The organism is Galactobacter caseinivorans (assembly GCF_003640665.1).
Lineage (GTDB): Bacteria > Actinomycetota > Actinomycetes > Actinomycetales > Micrococcaceae > Galactobacter > Galactobacter caseinivorans.
Genome location: NZ_QQXL01000003.1, coordinates 122,795 through 139,076, shown reverse-complemented (window position 1 = coordinate 139,076; position 16,282 = coordinate 122,795). Strand labels below are relative to the sequence as shown.

The 16,282-nt window shown below is 67.8% G+C and carries 15 protein-coding genes and 1 tRNA gene; 4 read left to right on the top strand and 12 right to left on the bottom strand.

All coding sequences use genetic code 11. The annotated features are described in order from the left end of the window. Positions 1-43: 43 nt before the first annotated feature. Together mfd and yczE are read right to left on the bottom strand one after the other, a co-directional pair. Entirely contained in the window at positions 44-3,634 is a 3,591-nt protein-coding gene (mfd, locus tag DWQ67_RS06045; protein WP_121484696.1) for a transcription-repair coupling factor, read from the bottom strand. A 112-nt stretch (positions 3,635-3,746) separates the two neighbouring features. After that, positions 3,747-4,469: a membrane protein YczE gene (yczE, locus tag DWQ67_RS06040; protein ID WP_233555938.1), complete on the bottom strand. Its 723-nt coding sequence runs from the start codon at positions 4,467-4,469 to the stop codon at positions 3,747-3,749. Positions 4,470-4,529: 60 nt separating this feature from the next. Here yczE and yczR point away from each other — a divergent pair, with 60 nt between their 5' ends. Beyond that, the gene (gene yczR, locus DWQ67_RS06035) at positions 4,530-6,062 is read left to right on the top strand and encodes a MocR-like transcription factor YczR (protein ID WP_121484695.1); all 1,533 of its coding nucleotides are present in this window, start codon (positions 4,530-4,532) and stop codon (positions 6,060-6,062) included. Positions 6,063-6,074: 12 nt separating this feature from the next. Here yczR and DWQ67_RS06030 read toward each other — a convergent pair whose 3' ends face one another. Further along, complete coding sequence (locus DWQ67_RS06030; RefSeq protein ID WP_121484694.1) at positions 6,075-6,338, bottom strand: hypothetical protein; 264 nt, start codon at positions 6,336-6,338, stop codon at positions 6,075-6,077. Between the two features lie 180 nt (positions 6,339-6,518). Here DWQ67_RS06030 and DWQ67_RS06025 point away from each other — a divergent pair, with 180 nt between their 5' ends. From DWQ67_RS06025 to nhaA, 3 genes are all read left to right on the top strand, one after another. Next, entirely contained in the window at positions 6,519-7,007 is a 489-nt protein-coding gene (locus tag DWQ67_RS06025) for a DUF2505 domain-containing protein (RefSeq protein ID WP_121484693.1), read from the top strand. Then, a complete protein-coding gene (locus tag DWQ67_RS06020; RefSeq protein WP_121484692.1) occupies positions 7,007-7,522 on the top strand; it encodes a VanZ family protein in 516 nt (171 codons plus the stop codon). The genes DWQ67_RS06025 and DWQ67_RS06020 overlap by 1 nt, the downstream gene beginning before the upstream one ends. Positions 7,523-7,589: 67 nt before the next feature. Beyond that, positions 7,590-8,972 (top strand): Na+/H+ antiporter NhaA, encoded by a 1,383-nt coding sequence (gene nhaA, locus DWQ67_RS06015; RefSeq protein WP_121484691.1) that lies wholly within the window; start codon positions 7,590-7,592, stop codon positions 8,970-8,972. A gap of 578 nt (positions 8,973-9,550) precedes the next feature. Here the strand turns inward: nhaA and DWQ67_RS13615 are convergent. The 9 genes from DWQ67_RS13615 to DWQ67_RS05980 form a co-directional block, all read right to left on the bottom strand. Then, positions 9,551-9,802 carry a hypothetical protein gene (locus DWQ67_RS13615; RefSeq protein ID WP_147433635.1) on the bottom strand — a complete coding sequence of 84 codons (252 nt, stop codon included), beginning with the start codon at positions 9,800-9,802 and terminating at the stop codon, positions 9,551-9,553. 129 nt (positions 9,803-9,931) lie between these two features. After that, on the bottom strand, positions 9,932-10,105 hold the full coding sequence (locus DWQ67_RS13755; RefSeq protein WP_158595387.1) for a hypothetical protein: 174 nt from the start codon (positions 10,103-10,105) through the stop codon (positions 9,932-9,934). 177 nt (positions 10,106-10,282) lie between these two features. Beyond that, positions 10,283-10,744, bottom strand: a complete 462-nt coding sequence (gene sufU, locus DWQ67_RS06010; RefSeq protein ID WP_121484690.1) for a Fe-S cluster assembly sulfur transfer protein SufU — start codon at positions 10,742-10,744, stop codon at positions 10,283-10,285. Further along, the gene (locus DWQ67_RS06005; protein ID WP_121484689.1) at positions 10,744-12,072 is read right to left on the bottom strand and encodes a cysteine desulfurase; all 1,329 of its coding nucleotides are present in this window, start codon (positions 12,070-12,072) and stop codon (positions 10,744-10,746) included. The genes sufU and DWQ67_RS06005 overlap by 1 nt, the downstream gene beginning before the upstream one ends. 35 nt (positions 12,073-12,107) lie before the next feature. Then, a complete protein-coding gene (gene pth / locus DWQ67_RS06000) occupies positions 12,108-12,701 on the bottom strand; it encodes an aminoacyl-tRNA hydrolase (RefSeq protein WP_121484688.1) in 594 nt (197 codons plus the stop codon). 7 nt (positions 12,702-12,708) lie between these two features. Beyond that, complete coding sequence (locus tag DWQ67_RS05995; RefSeq protein ID WP_121484687.1) at positions 12,709-13,311, bottom strand: 50S ribosomal protein L25/general stress protein Ctc; 603 nt, start codon at positions 13,309-13,311, stop codon at positions 12,709-12,711. Between the two features lie 293 nt (positions 13,312-13,604). Continuing rightward, positions 13,605-14,585 carry a ribose-phosphate diphosphokinase gene (locus tag DWQ67_RS05990; RefSeq protein ID WP_121484686.1) on the bottom strand — a complete coding sequence of 327 codons (981 nt, stop codon included), beginning with the start codon at positions 14,583-14,585 and terminating at the stop codon, positions 13,605-13,607. Between the two features lie 3 nt (positions 14,586-14,588). Further along, positions 14,589-16,061, bottom strand: a complete 1,473-nt coding sequence (gene glmU, locus DWQ67_RS05985) for a bifunctional UDP-N-acetylglucosamine diphosphorylase/glucosamine-1-phosphate N-acetyltransferase GlmU (protein WP_121484685.1) — start codon at positions 16,059-16,061, stop codon at positions 14,589-14,591. Between the two features lie 116 nt (positions 16,062-16,177). Further along, a tRNA-Gln gene (locus DWQ67_RS05980) sits at positions 16,178-16,249 on the bottom strand. Positions 16,250-16,282 lie beyond the last annotated feature (33 nt).

Genomic DNA, 16,282 nt, shown 5'->3' with positions numbered 1-16,282 from the left:
CGGTGGCAGTGGGGGCCACCCCCGCCCTGGAACGCTCCAAGGCCTACCGTTCCGGAGCGGGCTCCTTGGCGAACACCACGTCGATCACGTGGTGCACCCAGGCCAGTAGCTCCCCATCCTCCAGCTTGGGCCCGCCCATCCCCTTGCCCTTGGGGAACGGCACCAGCGCCGTGTGCAGCGCCGCCTTATACATGGCCCCGGGGAACATTCGGGTGAGTCGCATCTGCTTGGACTCCGGCAGCTCCGCAGGGGCAAAGCGGATGAAGTTGCCCTGCGCCGCCACGTCATGCAGCCCGGCGGCGCGGGCCTTGATGCGTAGCCGCGCGATGTCCACCAGAAGCAGGGCGGGCGCGGGCAGCTCGCCGTACCGGTCGTTAAGCTCCTCGATCACCTCCAGCACGGCCTCCTCGGTGGCGGCCTGTGCCAGCTTGCGATAGGCCTCCAACCGCAGCCGTTCTCCGGGAACATAGTCCTCTGGCAGGTGCGCATTCAGCGGCAGTTCAATCTTCATGTCCGCCGGCGCGGTCTCCGTCTCGCCCTTAAAGTCAGAGACGGCCTCTCCCACTAGCCGCAGATACAGGTCAAAGCCGACTCCGGCGATGTGCCCGGACTGCTCCCCGCCCAACAGGTTGCCTGCGCCGCGAATCTCCAGGTCCTTCATAGCCAGCTGGAATCCGGAGCCCAATTCGTTGTGCGCCGCCACGGCCTTGAGCCGCTCCAAGGCGACCTCACCCAGCGGCTTTTCCGCGTTCCAGAGGAAGTAGGCGTAGGCCCGCTCGCGTCCGCGGCCCACGCGCCCGCGCAGCTGGTGCAGCTGCGAGAGCCCGTACATATCCGCCCGGTCAACGATCAGCGTATTGGCGTTGGCGATGTCCAGGCCGGTCTCGATGATGGTGGTGGAGACCAGCACGTCAAACTTGCGCTCCCAGAAGTCCACCATGATCTGTTCCAGCCGGCTCTCGCCCATCTTGCCGTGCGCCACGGCGATGCGCGCCTCTGGCACCAGTTCCCGCAGTTGCCCGGCCACCGCGTCGATGGAGGACACGCGATTGTGAACATAGAACACCTGGCCCTCACGCATCAGCTCGCGCCGGATTGCCGCGCCCACCTGCTTATCGGTGTAGGGGCCCACATAGGTGAGCACGGGGTGGCGCTCCTCCGGCGGCGTGGCCAGCGTGGAGGTCTCGCGGATGCCGGTCAGGGACATCTCCAGGGTGCGAGGGATGGGCGTGGCGGACATGGCAAGCACGTCCACATCGGTGCGCATCTTCTTCAGCGCCTCCTTGTGTTCCACGCCAAAGCGCTGCTCCTCATCCACGATGACGAGCCCCAAATCCTTGAAGTCCACCTCCTTGGAGAGCAGGCGGTGGGTGCCAATGACCAGATCAACCGTGCCGTCCTTGAGCCCGGCAATGGTCTCCTTGGACTCTCCCGGGCTCTGGAAACGGGAGAGCGCCTTCACCCGCACCGGGTACCCCGCGTATCGCTCGGAGAAGGTCTCAAAGTGCTGACGCGCCAGCAGCGTGGTCGGCACCAGCACCGCCACCTGTTTGCCATCCTGCACCGCCTTAAACGCCGCGCGCACCGCCACCTCGGTCTTGCCAAAGCCCACGTCGCCGGAGACCAGCCGGTCCATGGGAACGGGCCGCTCCATGTCCGCCTTGACCTCGTCAATGGTGGTGAGCTGATCCGGCGTCTCCACGAACGGGAACGCCGCCTCCAGCTCCTGCTGCCACGGGGTGTCCGGCGCGTAGGCGTGCCCGCGGGAGGCCATGCGGGCCGAATACAGCCGGATCAGCTCCCCCGCAATCTCCTTGACCGCGCGCTTGGCCTTGGACTTGGTCTGCGCCCAGTCGGAACCGCCCATCTTGGACAGGCTGGGACTCTCCGCACCCACGTAGCGCGAAATCTGATCCAGCTGATCGGTCGGGACAAAGAGCCTGTCCCCGGGCGCGCCGCGTTTGGAGGATGCGTACTCAATCACCAGGTATTCGCGCATGCCGCTGCCGGCCTTGCGCTGCGCCAGCTCCACGAAACGCCCAATGCCGTGCTGGTCGTGAACGATGTGATCGCCCTCAGTCAGAGTCAAAGGGTCGACGGCGTTGCGGCGCCTGGCTGCCAAACGCTTGCCACCGCGGGCGGCGGCCGAGGTGGCCCGGCCAAGCACGTCCGCCTCGGTGAGGAAGCCGAGTTTGAGGGAGTCAAAAACGAAGCCGTGGCCCGCGCTGGATTGGGTGATCTCGATGAGCCCGGGGGTGGGCGGGCCCGTCATGGTTTCCACGCGCTGGCACGGAATGTTGGCCTCATGAAAGAGCTCCGCCAGGCGCTGTGCGGGGCCCGGGCCGTCCGTCACGAGCACCACCGACCAGTCATCCGCCATGCGGGAGCCAACAAACTCCAACATCTGGCTCACGTCGCCGCGCCAAGCGGCGGGCTCGCGGGCGGCGATCCGCTGGGTCAGGCCCTCCTGATCCAGCTCCTCGTCCCCGCCAAGGGCGGTCAGCGTCCACCAGGCCAGCCCGGCCTCCAGCACGTCCGCACGGGTCTGGCCCAGGGTCGCGAATCCGGTTCCGGCCGCGGCCACGCCGGCCTGCGCCAGGTCCACGGGGGCCGCGCCGCCGTCCGACGCGGTGGACCAGGCGGCCTCCAAGAACTCCCGGTTGGTCTCCAGCAGATCGTGGGCGCGGGTGGAGACGCGCTCCGGGTCCATCACCACGCTGACGCTGCCTCGGGGAAGCAGGGTGGCCACGGGGACCATGGATTCCACGAGCAGCGGGGCCAGGGACTCCATGCCCTCCACCGCAAAACCCTCGGCAATCTTCTCCAGCATGTCCCGGCTGCCCGGCATGGAATCCGCGAGCTTGCGGGCGCGCGTGCGCACGTGGTCCGTGAGCAGCATCTCGCGGCACGGCGGGCAGGTCACCTCCCGCAGCACGGCGTCCTCCCCCAGCAGCGAGCGCTGGTCAGCGACTGAGAAGTAGGTGATGGAGTCCACCTCATCGCCAAAGAAGTCGATGCGCACTGGATGGTCCTCGGTGGGCGGGAACACGTCGATGATCCCGCCGCGCACGGCAAACTCCCCGCGGTGCGCCACCAGATCAACCCGCGCATACGCGGCGTCGGCCAGGGCACGCACGCCCCCGTCAAAGTCGCGATCCTGCCCCACCTCAAAGCGGACCGGTTCAAGGGCGCCCAGCCCGGCCACGACCGGCTGCAGCAGCGCGCGCACCGGCATCACGACCACGCGAAGGGCCTGATCCTTCAGGTGCAGGCGGCGCAGCACGTGCAGGCGCCGGCCCACGGTATCCGAGCGCGGCGAGAGCCGCTCGTGCGGCAGCGTCTCCCACGACGGAAACTCCTCCACTGCCCCCGCCGGCAGGTAGGAACGCAGCGAGGACACCAGATCCTCACTGGCTCGGCCCGTCGGCGTGACAACCACGGCAAGCGGCGCTGTGGCGGCGTCGGTGGAGGCGCGCAGGCCGTCCGCGATCTCCGCGACCAGCGGCGGGCGCAGCCCCTCCGGCGCGGCGATCTCCCGCTCATCCTCCGGCCCGGGACCGCGCTGAGCGGCGGTGCGGACGCGGGCGTACGTGGGATCAGCGAGCAGCGCGGCGCGCAGACCGTTCAGCGACATGACGGGCCTTTCGGGACAACACGACAGCCCGATGCGAGGCTCGCGACCGGGTAGGAATCCAGTCTAACGGTGCGCCCCGACAGCACGCTCTGCCCCGGGAATTAGGCGGGGTTTAGCGATCGCCTGGCGCCGCGGCGTCGCCTGACAGCGCGACCTCACCCGGCGGCGTCGGGCGGGTGTTCCGGCTCGGTTTGCCGGGCACTCGGGCGGCGAACCATGGGAGCGTGCGCTGGCACAGCGGGCCAATCGTGATCGCGAAGATCAGGGTGCCTACGCCGACGTTGCCGCCCAGCAGCCAACCCATGGCGACCACCAGGACCTCCACGGTGGTGCGGGCCACCCAGATGGGCACGCCGAGGCGCTGGTTGAGGCCGGTCATGAGGCCATCGCGCGGGCCGGGGCCCAGCTGTGGGGAGATGTAGAGGCCAGAGGCCACGGCCAGGAGCAAGAGCCCGGCCACAAAGCACAGGATGCGCAGCCAAAGGCCCTCGACTGTCGGCAGCACCAGCAGCGCCGCCTGCGCCGCCGTGCCCACCACCAGCACGTTCAGAATGGTGCCGATCCCGGGCTTTTGCCGCAGCGGAATCCACAGCAACAGCACCACCACGCCAATCAGGTTGGTGACCAGCCCAAAGGGCAGGCCGGTGCGCAGCGAGATGCCCTGCGTCAGCACGTCCCAGGGCGGCACACCCACGCCGCCCACGACCATGAGAGCGATGGCGACCCCGTACAGGATCAGTCCGATCACGAGGGCGGCGAGCCGGGTGGGGAGGCGGCGGCCGGCGGCCGGGGCCGGCCTGGGGGACGTGGGGGTGAGGGTGTTGCTCGAGTGCATGCCCCCATCCTGTCGCAAAGTGGACCCTAATCCTAAGGCCACTTGCGTTAGAGTGGACCCATGTTGGACCCACGCCTCTCCCCAGCCACCCTGGCCAAGTCGCTGGGCACCTGGCGCGACGACGGCCCCCTGCATCAGGGACTCACCGCCCGCCTGCGCCTGCTCATCATGGACGGGCGCATCCCCACGGACACCGTGGTGCCCTCAGAGCGCGCCCTAGCAGAGGCGATCGGCGCCAGCCGCACCACCGTCTCCGCCGCTTACGACGCCCTCAGGGAGTCCGGCCACCTGGCCAGCCGCCGCGGCTCCGGCACCCGCGCCCAACTCCCCGGCCCCACGCTCAGCGCGCCCGGCGTCTTAGGCGGCGAGCACCTCATCGACCTCAACCAGGCCTCCCTTCCCGCCTCCGCGCTGGTGCCTGCCGCCCTGCGAGCCGCCGCGGATGAGCTGCCCCAGTTCCTGGGCGGCACCGGCTACGACACGCGCGGCCTGCCGCACCTGCGCCAGGCGCTCGCGGATCACTACACGGCCAGGGGCCTGCCCACCGGCAGCGAGCAGATCCTGGTCACGCTCGGCGCCCAGCACGCCATCCATCTGGTGGCGCAGACGCTGCTGCGGCGCGGGGACCGGGCGCTGGTGGAGTCCCCCACTTACCCCCACGCCATGGAGAGCCTGCGCCTGGCCGGGGCGCGCCTACTGACCACGCCAGTGCGCCCCGTGGCCCCGGAGACGCACGGCGGCGACGCTGACGGCTGGGACATCGGCGGGCTGGAGGACGTGCTGCGCAGCGCCCGCCCCCGCCTGGCCTACCTCATGCCGGAGCTGCACAACCCCACCGGCTCCACCATGCTCCCCGCCACACGGCGTCGCCTGCTGGCCGCGGCCGCGCAGAGCGGGACCACGCTGATCGTGGACGAGACCACGGCGCCGCTGCGCATCACGGCTTCTGTGCCCGACGACGCGGGCTTGAGCCTGGGGGCCCCGCTCGGTTCAGCGGCGGCCTGGGATGGCGACGGCGGCAGGGCTGGCACACACGACAGGCCCGGCGCGGCCAGCGTGGTTCATCTTGGCTCGGCCAGCAAGATTTTCTGGGGCGGCTTGCGGGTGGGGTGGATCCGCGCGGAGAGCCATTTGATCGAGGCGCTGCTCAGGGCCCGGCCCATGCTGGATCTGGGCACCCCAGTGGTGGAGCAGCTCGCCACGGCGCATCTCTTGGGCCACTACCCCCAGGCCATCCTTGAGCGCTCTGGGCAACTGCGCCACGGCGCGGAAACGCTGAGCCGGCTCTGCGCCGAGCACCTGCCGGAGTGGAGCCTGCCACCCCTACCCGGGGGGCTCGCCGCGTGGGTCACACTGCCCCGCCCCGCCTCCTCCGCACTGTCCCTCTCCGCCCGCGACCACGGCGTCCTGCTGCCAGCCGGGGCGCGTTTTGGCCCGGATGGCTCTGCCTTTGAGCGCCGCGTCCGGCTGCCCATCACCGTGGGCCCGGACACCCTTGAACTGGCCATCCCGGCCCTCGCCGAAGCCTGGGGCGCGCTCGCCAAGGGGGCCCCGCCGCGGCGTCGCCCAGCTTTGAACCCGTCGCTCGTCTGAGCCAGGTGGCGGCTACCGGCCCGCTGCGGTTCGCGTGCGCCGATTTTTGGCGATCGCGATGGCGGTCACGGCGCCGGTGAGCCACAGGAAGCAAAGCAGCGCCAACACTGAACGCCCCACATCAAGCGGCGCCGCTACATCAGAGGGCAGCAGGTGCCAGCGCCCACCGACCGCCAAGCACACTACGAGGAAGATCGCGGCGACCGGCACAGAGGCTCGCAGCCAGCCAGGCGCACCCTGAGCGGGCCGCGTTGTTGTGGTGAGTGCATCAGACATACGTTCCTCCTGGTGCCGATGGGCCGAGCGGGTCGTCGTCAAAATGACTCTACGCGGGATACATCGCGCCCAGCCAGGGCCCGCAAGAGCCTGCGCGCGGGGAACTGCCCAGCATTCCCCGATAAGGTGGAGCGCATGCCCGGCGGTCTGCCGGGTCCCACCTGTCACTAGGAGTTCCCCATGGCGTTGTCCTCGTCCCGTTCCGTTGCTGCCAGCCCCGAGGCTGTTTTTGAGGCGCTGACCTCCCAGCAGAACGCGCAGGCCGTGGCCGATCGCGTGGGCGGCAGCCTCCTGGAGCACACCGTCACCACCGAGGGTGACGGCCTTCGCACCGTTTCTTCCTTCAGCCTTCCGGCTGATCGACTGCCGGACGTGGTGGCGAAGATGATGGGCAACGGCGTCACCGTCACCCTGGACGAGAGCTGGAGCGCCCCGGGCGTGGACGGCTCGCGAAACTCCACCATCAGCGCCAACGTGAAGGGCGCCCCCGTGAAGGTTCAGGGCTCTGAGACGCTGGTCGCCGACGGCGCGGCGACGACCCTGACGCTCACGGGAGAGGTCTCCTCCTCCATCCCGTTCCTTGGCGGCAAGATCTCCAAGGCCGCGGAGCCGTTTGTTGACCGCCTGCTTGCCGTGCGTTGCCAGGCCGCCGAGGCCCAGCTCTCCTAATGCCCTCTGATGCATCAGACGCGGCTTCATCACACGCGGCGCCGTCGGGATCCCCCGGCGGCGCCGCCGCGTTGACGCCGCCCCCTCGCAGCCGGGCCGCGCGGTCCCTGCGCTGGGGTTGCACGTTTCTCCTGGCCTGCCTCATCGGTGTGATCGCCTTCTCCCCCGTCACCCCCACCGCGCCGGAAAACACCTGGGTGGGCCGGATCCTGGCGGACTGGCACCGGGCGGGCGGACCGGAGTGGGTGGACTACCTCTTTGTTGAGTTCTGCGCCAACATCGCCATGTTTGTTCCGGTGGGGGCTGTGGCGTGGTGGTGGCGCCCCCCCCTCCCGTTCGCCGCACTGACCGGCCTCGCCGCCAGTTGCCTCATCGAGTCCGTGCAGGGGCTTTTCTTGCCTGGCCGCGTGGCGGATCCGCGCGATCTGCTCTCCAACACACTCGGTGCGCTCCTAGGCGCCGGCCTGTGCGTCGTCGTTGTATGGTGGTCAGCGCGCCTTCGGCGAAGGCGTTAGGCTAGAAAAAGGTGCGCCGGGAAGTCTGGTCGGCAAAGCAATGACCCGACCCCTGAAGGAGCCGAGTATGAGCAGCGAACAGCAGCCACATCAGCCCAAGAACTACCCGCCCCATCACTCCTTTAACGACCTGGGGCGGCTGGACTCCCGCCCCGGCGTGGACCACTCCGCCTCCGGGGAACCGCAAGGACCCCGCGGCCCACTGACCCGCCTTGGCGACTTCCTCCGTTCGGAGAGCTCCGGCGGTTTCCTCCTCATCTTGGGCGCCATGGTGGCGATCCTCTGGGCCAATACGCCCGCAGCCGCCTCCTACTTCGGGTTGCGGGACGTGCACCTGGCCCTGCCGCTCGGCTTCACCACCATTGACCTGTCGCTGGCGCACTGGGCCGCGGATGGTCTGCTGGCCGTCTTCTTCTTCATCGTGGGCGTGGAGCTCAAGGAAGAGATGGTGGTCGGCGAACTACGAGACCCCAAACGCGCCATCACCCCGGTGGTCGCCGCCTTTGGCGGAGTGGCACTCCCGGCCGTCATCTTTACCCTGCTCAACCTGAGCTCGGGCCAGGAGACGCTGCGCGGCTGGGCCATCCCCACCGCCACTGACATCGCCTTTGCCGTCGCCATTCTGGCCGTCATTGGCCGCTGGCTTCCCACACCCCTGCGCCTCTTCCTGCTCACGCTGGCCGTGGTGGATGATCTGATTGCGATCATCATCATCGCCCTCTTCTACGCGGAGGATCTGGCGCCGCTCTGGCTGCTGGCCTCACTGCTGCCCATGCTGGTCTTTGGGTTGCTGGTTCAACTGCTGCCCAAGTTCTTTGCACAGCACCGCTGGGCATCCTGGCTCATCCTGCTGCCGCTGGGTTTCCTGGCCTGGGTGTGCATGTATGAGTCCGGGATTCACGCGACCATCGCCGGCGTGGTGCTTGGCTTCCTGGTGCCCGCCAAGCGCCGCCACGGCGCCCCCGGCCCCGGCTTGGCGCAGGTGCTTGATCACCGCGTGGGCCCGCTCTCTGCCGGCTTCTGCGTTCCGGTCTTTGCGTTCTTCTCCGCCGGCGTCGCCGTGGGCGGGTGGGATGGCATGGTCGCCGCCGCCCAGGACCCGGTGGTCTGGGGCATCGTCATCGGGTTGGTGATAGGCAAGCCGCTCGGCATCCTCGCCTTCACCTGGCTCATCACCCGCACACCGCTGGCGCGGCTGGACTCTGACATCAAGTGGGTGGACTTGGCGGGCATCGGCATCCTGGCCGGCATCGGCTTCACGGTCTCGCTGCTGGTCGCGGAGCTGAGCTTCGGCACGGGATCCATGCACGATGACCACGCGAAGATCGCGATCCTCACCGGTTCGGTGCTTGCCGCCGTCCTCGGCGCACTGTGGCTTGGCCCGCGTAATCGCTATTACAAGCGCCAGGCCCAGACTCAGACGCAGACCCAGCCCGACGCCGCGGCGTAACCGAGCGACGTCGGCGGCAGTCGGCCGCTGATCGGGCGGCGGGACGGCCCTCTGCGGGTCAGCACTCCCCACACCGTGAGGGAAATTCTCGTGTGGCTATGAAGCGCGTGCCTATTTGGGGAGAGCTCACGACCTGGCGGGCTAGCGAAGGAGCGGCTCTTCTCGTGCCGAGCACATCCGACAAGGAGTCTGCCCCAGGGATTCACCACATAACACTCATGGTGACATCTGACTGGAGCACGTCCGCGGTTCGTGGCGCGGGGTCGATCTGGAAACGCAATGATGCCACGCGCAGTCCTTTGGCTACGTCGGGCAACGCAGGCGACGCTGGGAGCGGCCATCGCCACCCACTTGCTCCGCTTACCCACGGCGGCGGCTGACGCGAGGTGCTTTTTCGCGTGGGCACTTACTTCTGGGCATGAAAAAGCCGCCCTGGTGTGGAGCGGCCTGCGTTTTATGGACGCCGATTGGCGTATGTGACGATCTAGGCGGCTACACCAATCATCGGTTTGTTCACTGTTAAATGTTCCTTGTTGTCTGCAATTCTTAGGTACTAACGGGACTCTCGCTTGTTAGAACTAGTAAAGATGACCCGTCCTTCGGATTCTCTCAATGCTTTGCTTGTCGATTCCCGCTCTGTTGCCAATCATCCCTTCTGGCATGCCAGCTTGGAGCGCATCAAGTACCATCAATGACAAATCCTCTGACAGGATCTTGGCTTCTTCCGAGATGCGCCGGAAAGCTGAAGCGGCTTGGTCAAATTTCTCCCAGTTGTGATCAATCTGATCCGAGTTGGGCCCTTCATTGATTGGAACTAGCCAGTCACTCATGGTCTGTTGCCTTTGCAGTTAGGCTGCAGGGGAAGATTTTCGAGGAAAGCTTACCAGGCCCATTTTGAGTCCCCTTGACGAAGATTCAAACGCTCGTCACTGTAGAGTGGCGGGTGCTCGCCACGTGGGTCAATCCTTCCGACGAGGCCGGGTGATCACATAGGCGATCACTCCGCTGACGAGCGCCACGATCACCGCGGTAACACTCTGCCGTTCCTTGTCCGCCCCTTCTGGGGTGGCAAACATGATGAAGTAGATCGAGAAGACCATCATTGCGGTCACGATTGCGGTGTTGAATCTCATGGCCGGTTCCTCTCGTTGTGCAGGGCAGCGGCCACACTGGCCCCGCGGTGTGATTCATCGTTGCGCTTGACCGGACTGACCCAGAGGAAACCGGCTCTTCGTCATCGAGGGTGTGGGTCGGGGCCGCGCCGCCGGGCCCCAGGGACCCAGCCACGCGGCGTCGTGCAGTTAAGAATACTAGGCCGAGGCCCGCCCAATCGCGTCCCGTGCGGCCTCCCAGCTCAGCAGCGCGCACTTCACGCGCGCGGGGAACTTGGAGACGCCGGCAAACGCGGCGGCGTCGCCGAGCCGTTCCTCCAGCTCCTCGCCGCCCTGGATCTTGCCGCGGGAGCGCATCAGCTCATGGAAGGCCTCATTGGCCTCGTCAAACTCCGCCACGGAGTGCCCGGTGAGGGACTCGGAGAGCACGGAGGCTGAGGCCATGGAGATGGAGCAGCCATCCCCCTTCCAGGCCAGCGCCTCGATGGTGCCGTCCGCGGCCACCCGGGCGCGCAGCGTGATGTCATCGCCGCAGAGCGGGTTGTGCTGGTGGGACTGCGCCTCGCGCTCCCCCGCCTCCGTCTCCAAGGCGTCAGCGCCAATGCGGCGCTTGGAGTGATCCAGGATGATGTCTTGGTAAAGCTGTTCAAGCGGATTCATCACTTCACCCCAAAGAAGCCGCGCACATCGGAGACGGCGTTGAGCAACGCATCCACGTCTGCGGCGGTGTTGTAGAGATAGGCGGAGGCGCGCGTGGAGGCGCTCACCCCCAGGAAACGGTGCAGGGGCTCCGCGCAGTGGTGACCCACCCGCACGGCCACGCCGCGCGAATCCAGGAACTGCCCCACGTCATGCGGGTGCACACCCTCCACGGCGAACGGCACAGTGCCGGTGCGCTCCACACCGGAATCTGCCGCCGGGCCAAGCAGGCGCACGCCGGGAAGCGAATCCAGGCCCTGCACCATGGCGGCTCCAAGGCGGTGCTCCCAGTCCGCCACGCGCTCCATGCCGACCTCCTCGAGGTAACCCACGGCCGCGCCAAAGCCCACGGCCTGCGCAATGCGCTGGGTGCCGGCCTCAAAACGCTGGGGTGCGGGCAGATACTCGGCCTTCTCCATGGTCACGGTGGTGATCATGGACCCACCAAAGAGGAACGGCGGCATGGCATCCAGCAGCTCGGCGCGGCCATAGAGCGCACCGATGCCCGTGGGGCCCAGCATCTTGTGCCCGGAGAACGCGGCAAAGTCCACGCCAAGCGCACGCAGATTCAGGGGCAGGTGCGGCGCGGACTGGCAGGCGTCCAGAACCGTGTAGGCACCCACTGAACGACCAAGCGCTACCAAAGCGGCGACGTCGTTCACGACACCAAGCACGTTAGAGACGTGCGTGAAGGCCACAATGCGGGTGCGCTCAGTGACGATCTGACGCGCGGCATCCATGTCGAGGGTCGCCGCGGCCGTCAGAGGGATCCAGCGGAAGGTTGCGCCGGTGCGCGCCGCGAGTTCCTGCCAGGGAATCAGATTGGCGTGGTGCTCCATGCCGGTCGCCACGATCTCATCACCCGGTCCAAGGCGGAAGCGCTCGGCCTCCGGCCCGCCCGCGCCACCGGTGGCGTTGGAGAAGGAGTAGGCGATGAGGTTCAGTGCCTCGGTGGCGTTGGAGGTCCACACGATCTCCCGCTCGCCGGCACCCACAAAGCGGGCCACGGCGGAGCGGGCATCCTCAAAGCGGTCAGTGGCCTCCACGGCAAGGGTGTGCGCACCGCGATGCACGGCGGCGTTGGCCGTCTCGTAGAAGTGCTGCTCGGCCTCCCACACGCACTCGGGCTTTTGCGAGGTGGCGCCGGAATCCAGGTAGACCAGCGGGTGGCCATTGACCTCTTGATCCAGGATGGGGAAGTCCGCGCGCAGCCGCGCCACCTCGGCATCGTTGAGCGGATCAAACGCGTGCTGGGGGGCTGCCTCGGCCTGGTTCTGGGACACGAGCATTCCTTTCCGGAACTGGACTCCAACGCGCGGCCCGGTCACTGACCGGCGCCGCCGTTGATGCTGCGCATGGCCGCGTCGAACCCGTTATTCACGATGGATTCCACAGCGTCCGCCGCCGCTCCCGTCACAAACGGGAGCTCCTTGCGCTCGGCGGAGGAAAAGTTGGAGAGAACAAAGTCTGCGGTCTGCTGGCGCCCCGGGGGCCGCCCTACGCCCACACGCACGCGGAGGTAGTCACGCGTACCGAGGGCCTTGGTCATGTCCCGCAGCCCGTTGTGGCCGTTCTCGCTGCCACCCTGCTTGACCTTGACCGAATCGAAGTCAAGGTCCACCTCGTCGTGGATCGCAATCACGTGATCCGGCTCAACGTGGAAATACTTGGCCAGCGACGACGCCGCGCCGCCGGAAAGATTCATGAAGGTGGTCGGCTTGGCCAACACCACCTTGGGCCCGCCCATATTCAGGCGCCCCTCCAGGATCTGAGCACGATGGCCGGGGGTCGCCTTGAAGCGACCCCCGACGCGCCCCGCCAGCTCATCGAGGACCATCTGGCCCACGTTGTGGCGGTGCGCGGCGTAGCCGGGCCCGGGATTACCGAGCCCGACCACAAGCCATGTGTCAGTAGACATGAGCGTCTTACTCGGCCGGGGCCTCTTCGGCCTCTGCCGTCTCCTCGGTCTCCTCGTCCTCGGGCAGGTCCTGCTCCTCGGGCTCGGCGATGGAGGCGATGACCGTGTCCGACTCGATCTCCAGCTCAACGCCCTTGGGCAGAACCAGATCGGCAGCGGTCACGGTACCGGCCTCGAGGCCCTCGACGGAGACCGTCAGGAACTCCGGCAGCTTCAGCGCGTCCGCGAGCACCAGGACGGTGTTCATGTCCAGGTTCACGACCAGGCCCGGGGCGGGCTCGCCCTCGACGTGCACGTTCACGTCAACCTGAACCTTCTCGCCCTTGCGGACAATCAGGAGGTCAAGGTGGTCAACGGTCTGGCGCAGCGGGTGGCGCTGGATGTCCTTCACCAGCACCAGGGTGCTCTTGCCCGCGATGTCCAGGTCAAGGATGACGTTGGAGGTACGCACGGCGAGGGTGATCTCGCGGCCCGGAACCAACACGTGCTGCGGCTGTGCGCCGTGACCGTAAATGACGGCGGGGATCTTGCCGTCGCGGCGGGCCTGACGGGCCGCGCCCTTGCCGAAGTCGTTACGGACCTCGGCGACGATCTTCTGCTGATCGCTCATGAGCTTTTCTCCTGTGGTCGATGACATCGGGACCCGATCGGGTCCGATTCACGCCCTGGGACGCTCGGCGTGGATCCGTGTCACCGCCCTCGGCGCCTGGCGCCGGGAAGCAAACGGCCCTCGTCGATGACGGAGTCGCGGTGAACGCGCTCCCTCGCCTGGGCAACGCAGACCATCCTACCAGCGTTGCCCCCTCTGCCCGACGCCGGTGAGTCACCTCACGCGCGCGGCCCGCCCCACGCTGAGGTGGGACGGGCCGCGAGGCGCTGCGGGGCCTGCGCCCCGGGGTGGAATCAGGCTCGGCCGTCGAAGAGGCTCGTGACGGAACCGTCCTCGAAGACCTCCTTGATGGCGCGGGCGATCAGTGGCGCGATGGAGAGCACCGTGAGGTTCGCGAAGCGCTTGGACGGCGGCACGGGCAGGGTGTTCGTGACGACCACCTCGCGTGCCCCGCATTCCGCCAGGCGCTGGGATGCCGGGTCGGAGAAGACGGCGTGGGTCGCGGCGATGATGACGTCCTTGGCCCCGGCCTCCTTCAGGACACGCACGGCGCCGGCGATGGTGCCGCCGGTGTCGATCATGTCGTCGATGAGCACACACGTGCGCCCCTCGATCTCTCCCACCACGGTCTTGGACTCGGCCTTGTTGGGCACGGTCAGGTCGCGAGACTTGTGCACAAAGGCGAGCGGGACGCCGCCAAGACGATCCGCCCACTGCTCCGCCACGCGCACGCGGCCGGTGTCCGGGGAGACCACGGTGATGTTGTCGCTACCCACGCGTGTGCGGATGTAGTCCGCCAGGAGCGGGATCGCCATGAGGTGATCCACGGGGCCGTCAAAGAAGCCCTGGATCTGCGCGGTGTGCAGGTCCACGCTCATGATGCGATCCGCACCGGCGGTCTTGTACAGGTCCGCGACCAGACGGGCGGTGATGGGCTCGCGCCCACGGCCCTTCTTGTCCTGGCGGGCGTACGGGTAGAACGGGGACACCACCGTGATGCGGCGGGCGGACGCGCGCTTGAGCGAATCAACGGTGATGAGCTGCTCCATCAACCAGTTGTTCAGCGGCGCCGGGTGGGACTGGATCACAAAGCAGTCCTTGCCGCGCACGGATTCGCCAGAGCGCACGTAGATCTCGCCGTTGGCGAAGTCATAGGCGGAGACGGGAGCCAGCTCGGTTCCGAGGGCCTCGGCAATCTCTTGGGCCAGTTCCGGGTGGGCGCGGCCGCTGGTGAGCACCAGCTTCTTGTCGACGGTGTGGCTCAGTTCGCTCATTGCTCAGTGTCCATTCTCGGTGGTGGAGGAGGTGTCGGAGATGGTCTGTTTGGCCAACGTGGCGGCCACGGCGGCGGGGGTTCCGGGGCGCTTGCGCTGCACCCAGTCCTCGTTGATGGCCTGCGGGGCCTGCGTGATGGTGAGAGCGCCGGCGGGCACGTCGCGACGCACCACCGCCCCGGCACCCGTGTAAGCGCCGTCGCCCACCGAAACGGGGGCGATGAACACGGTCCCTGCGCCCGTGCGCACCTGAGAGCCAATCACGGTGCGGTGCTTGTTCACGCCGTCGTAGTTGGAGGTGATGTTGCCGCAGCCAATGTTGGTGTCCTCACCAATCTCCGCGTCCCCGGCGTAGCCCAGGTGGGAGAGCTTGGAGCGGGCCCCAATCGTCACGTTCTTGGTCTCGTAGAAGGCGCCGATCTTGCCCTCCGGGCCAAGCACGGTGTCCTTGCGCAGGTAGGTGAACGGCCCCACGGAGGCGCCCGCGCCAATGCGGGAACCGGTGGCGTCCGTGCGCTTGACGGTGGCGCGCGGGCCCACCACCGTGTCCACCAGCGTGGTGTCCGGGCCCACGGTGGCGCCCTCGCCAATGGCGGTGCGCCCGTGCAGGTAGGTGCCCGGCAGCAGGGTGACGTCCCTGGTCAGGGCCACGTCGACGTCGATCCAGGTGGTCTCGGGGTCCACGACCGTGACGCCCTCTCGCATCCACCCGGTGACGATGCGGCGGTTGAGTTCCTTGCCAAGCGCGGCCAGCTGGACGCGGTCGTTGGCGCCCTCCACCTGCCACTGATCCGTGGTCACGGCGGCGGAGACGCGGTCTCCGTCAGCGCGCATGATCCCGATCACGTCGGTGAGGTACTTCTCGCCCTGCGCGTTTTGGCTGCCCACGCGGGCCAGCGCCTCACGCAGCTCAGCCACGCCAAAGGCGTAGATGCCGGAGTTAATCTCGTTGACCGCGCGCTCCTCTTCGGAGGCGTCCTTCTGCTCCACGATGCGCAGCACCGAGCCGTCCTGAGCTCGCAGCACGCGGCCATAGCCGGTGGGGTCCGCCACCTTGGCGGTTAGCACGGTGGCGGCGTTGCCCTCTGCGGCGTGGCGCGAGACCAGCTCGGCGAGCAGCTCCGTGGTCAGCAGCGGCACATCGCCGTAGGTGACCACCACGGTGCCGTGGGTCATGTCCTCAAGTGCCTCAAGCGCAACCTCTACGGCGCGGCCGGTCCCCGGGACGTCATCCTGATCAACGATCGCGGTGTCCGGTGCGTGCTCCAGCACGTGTGCGGCCACGCGGTCGCGCTCGTGGCGCACCACCACGGCGAGGCGGTGGGGGTGCAGGCCGGACGCGGCATCGATGGCGTGACCCACCATGCTGCGACCGCCAATGGCGTGGAGAATCTTGGGAGTTGCGGACTTCATCCGCGTCCCCTCGCCTGCGGCGAGAACGATTACTGCGGCGGGCTGGATGGCGTCAGCGCTCACGTGGACGGTGCTCCCCTAATTGCTCGACGCCCGAGGCGTGTTCCCGATCCGGACCGCACCGCTGTGCGGCCCCCGACCGAGTGCCCGCACTTGTACGGGCCTCCTCGTCGCGTTCGCTCCGCCCCTAGGATTCGAACCTAGACTGCACGGCTCCAAAGGCCGGCGTGCTGCCATTACACCAAGGCGGACCGGGTCCGCTGTCTCCAGCAAGGCCCCGGACT

Excerpts from the sequence above, each read along its gene's own strand:
- mfd (WP_121484696.1), bottom strand. The coding sequence starts at position 3,634 with ATGTCGCTGAACGGTCTGCGCGCCGCGCTGCTCGCTGATCCCACGTAC.
- DWQ67_RS06005 (WP_121484689.1), bottom strand. The coding sequence starts at position 12,072 with ATGCTCGTGTCCCAGAACCAGGCCGAGGCAGCCCCCCAGCACGCGTTT.
- DWQ67_RS06025 (WP_121484693.1), top strand. The coding sequence starts at position 6,519 with ATGGCGTTGTCCTCGTCCCGTTCCGTTGCTGCCAGCCCCGAGGCTGTT.
- nhaA (WP_121484691.1), top strand. The coding sequence starts at position 7,590 with ATGAGCAGCGAACAGCAGCCACATCAGCCCAAGAACTACCCGCCCCAT.
- DWQ67_RS05990 (WP_121484686.1), bottom strand. The coding sequence starts at position 14,585 with ATGAGCGAACTGAGCCACACCGTCGACAAGAAGCTGGTGCTCACCAGC.
- yczR (WP_121484695.1), top strand. The coding sequence starts at position 4,530 with ATGTTGGACCCACGCCTCTCCCCAGCCACCCTGGCCAAGTCGCTGGGC.
- sufU (WP_121484690.1), bottom strand. The coding sequence starts at position 10,744 with ATGAATCCGCTTGAACAGCTTTACCAAGACATCATCCTGGATCACTCC.
- pth (WP_121484688.1), bottom strand. The coding sequence starts at position 12,701 with ATGTCTACTGACACATGGCTTGTGGTCGGGCTCGGTAATCCCGGGCCC.
- DWQ67_RS13755 (WP_158595387.1), bottom strand. The coding sequence starts at position 10,105 with ATGAGATTCAACACCGCAATCGTGACCGCAATGATGGTCTTCTCGATC.
- DWQ67_RS06020 (WP_121484692.1), top strand. The coding sequence starts at position 7,007 with ATGCCCTCTGATGCATCAGACGCGGCTTCATCACACGCGGCGCCGTCG.
- yczE (WP_233555938.1), bottom strand. The coding sequence starts at position 4,469 with ATGCACTCGAGCAACACCCTCACCCCCACGTCCCCCAGGCCGGCCCCG.
- DWQ67_RS05995 (WP_121484687.1), bottom strand. The coding sequence starts at position 13,311 with ATGAGCGATCAGCAGAAGATCGTCGCCGAGGTCCGTAACGACTTCGGC.
- DWQ67_RS13615 (WP_147433635.1), bottom strand. The coding sequence starts at position 9,802 with ATGAGTGACTGGCTAGTTCCAATCAATGAAGGGCCCAACTCGGATCAG.
- DWQ67_RS06030 (WP_121484694.1), bottom strand. The coding sequence starts at position 6,338 with ATGTCTGATGCACTCACCACAACAACGCGGCCCGCTCAGGGTGCGCCT.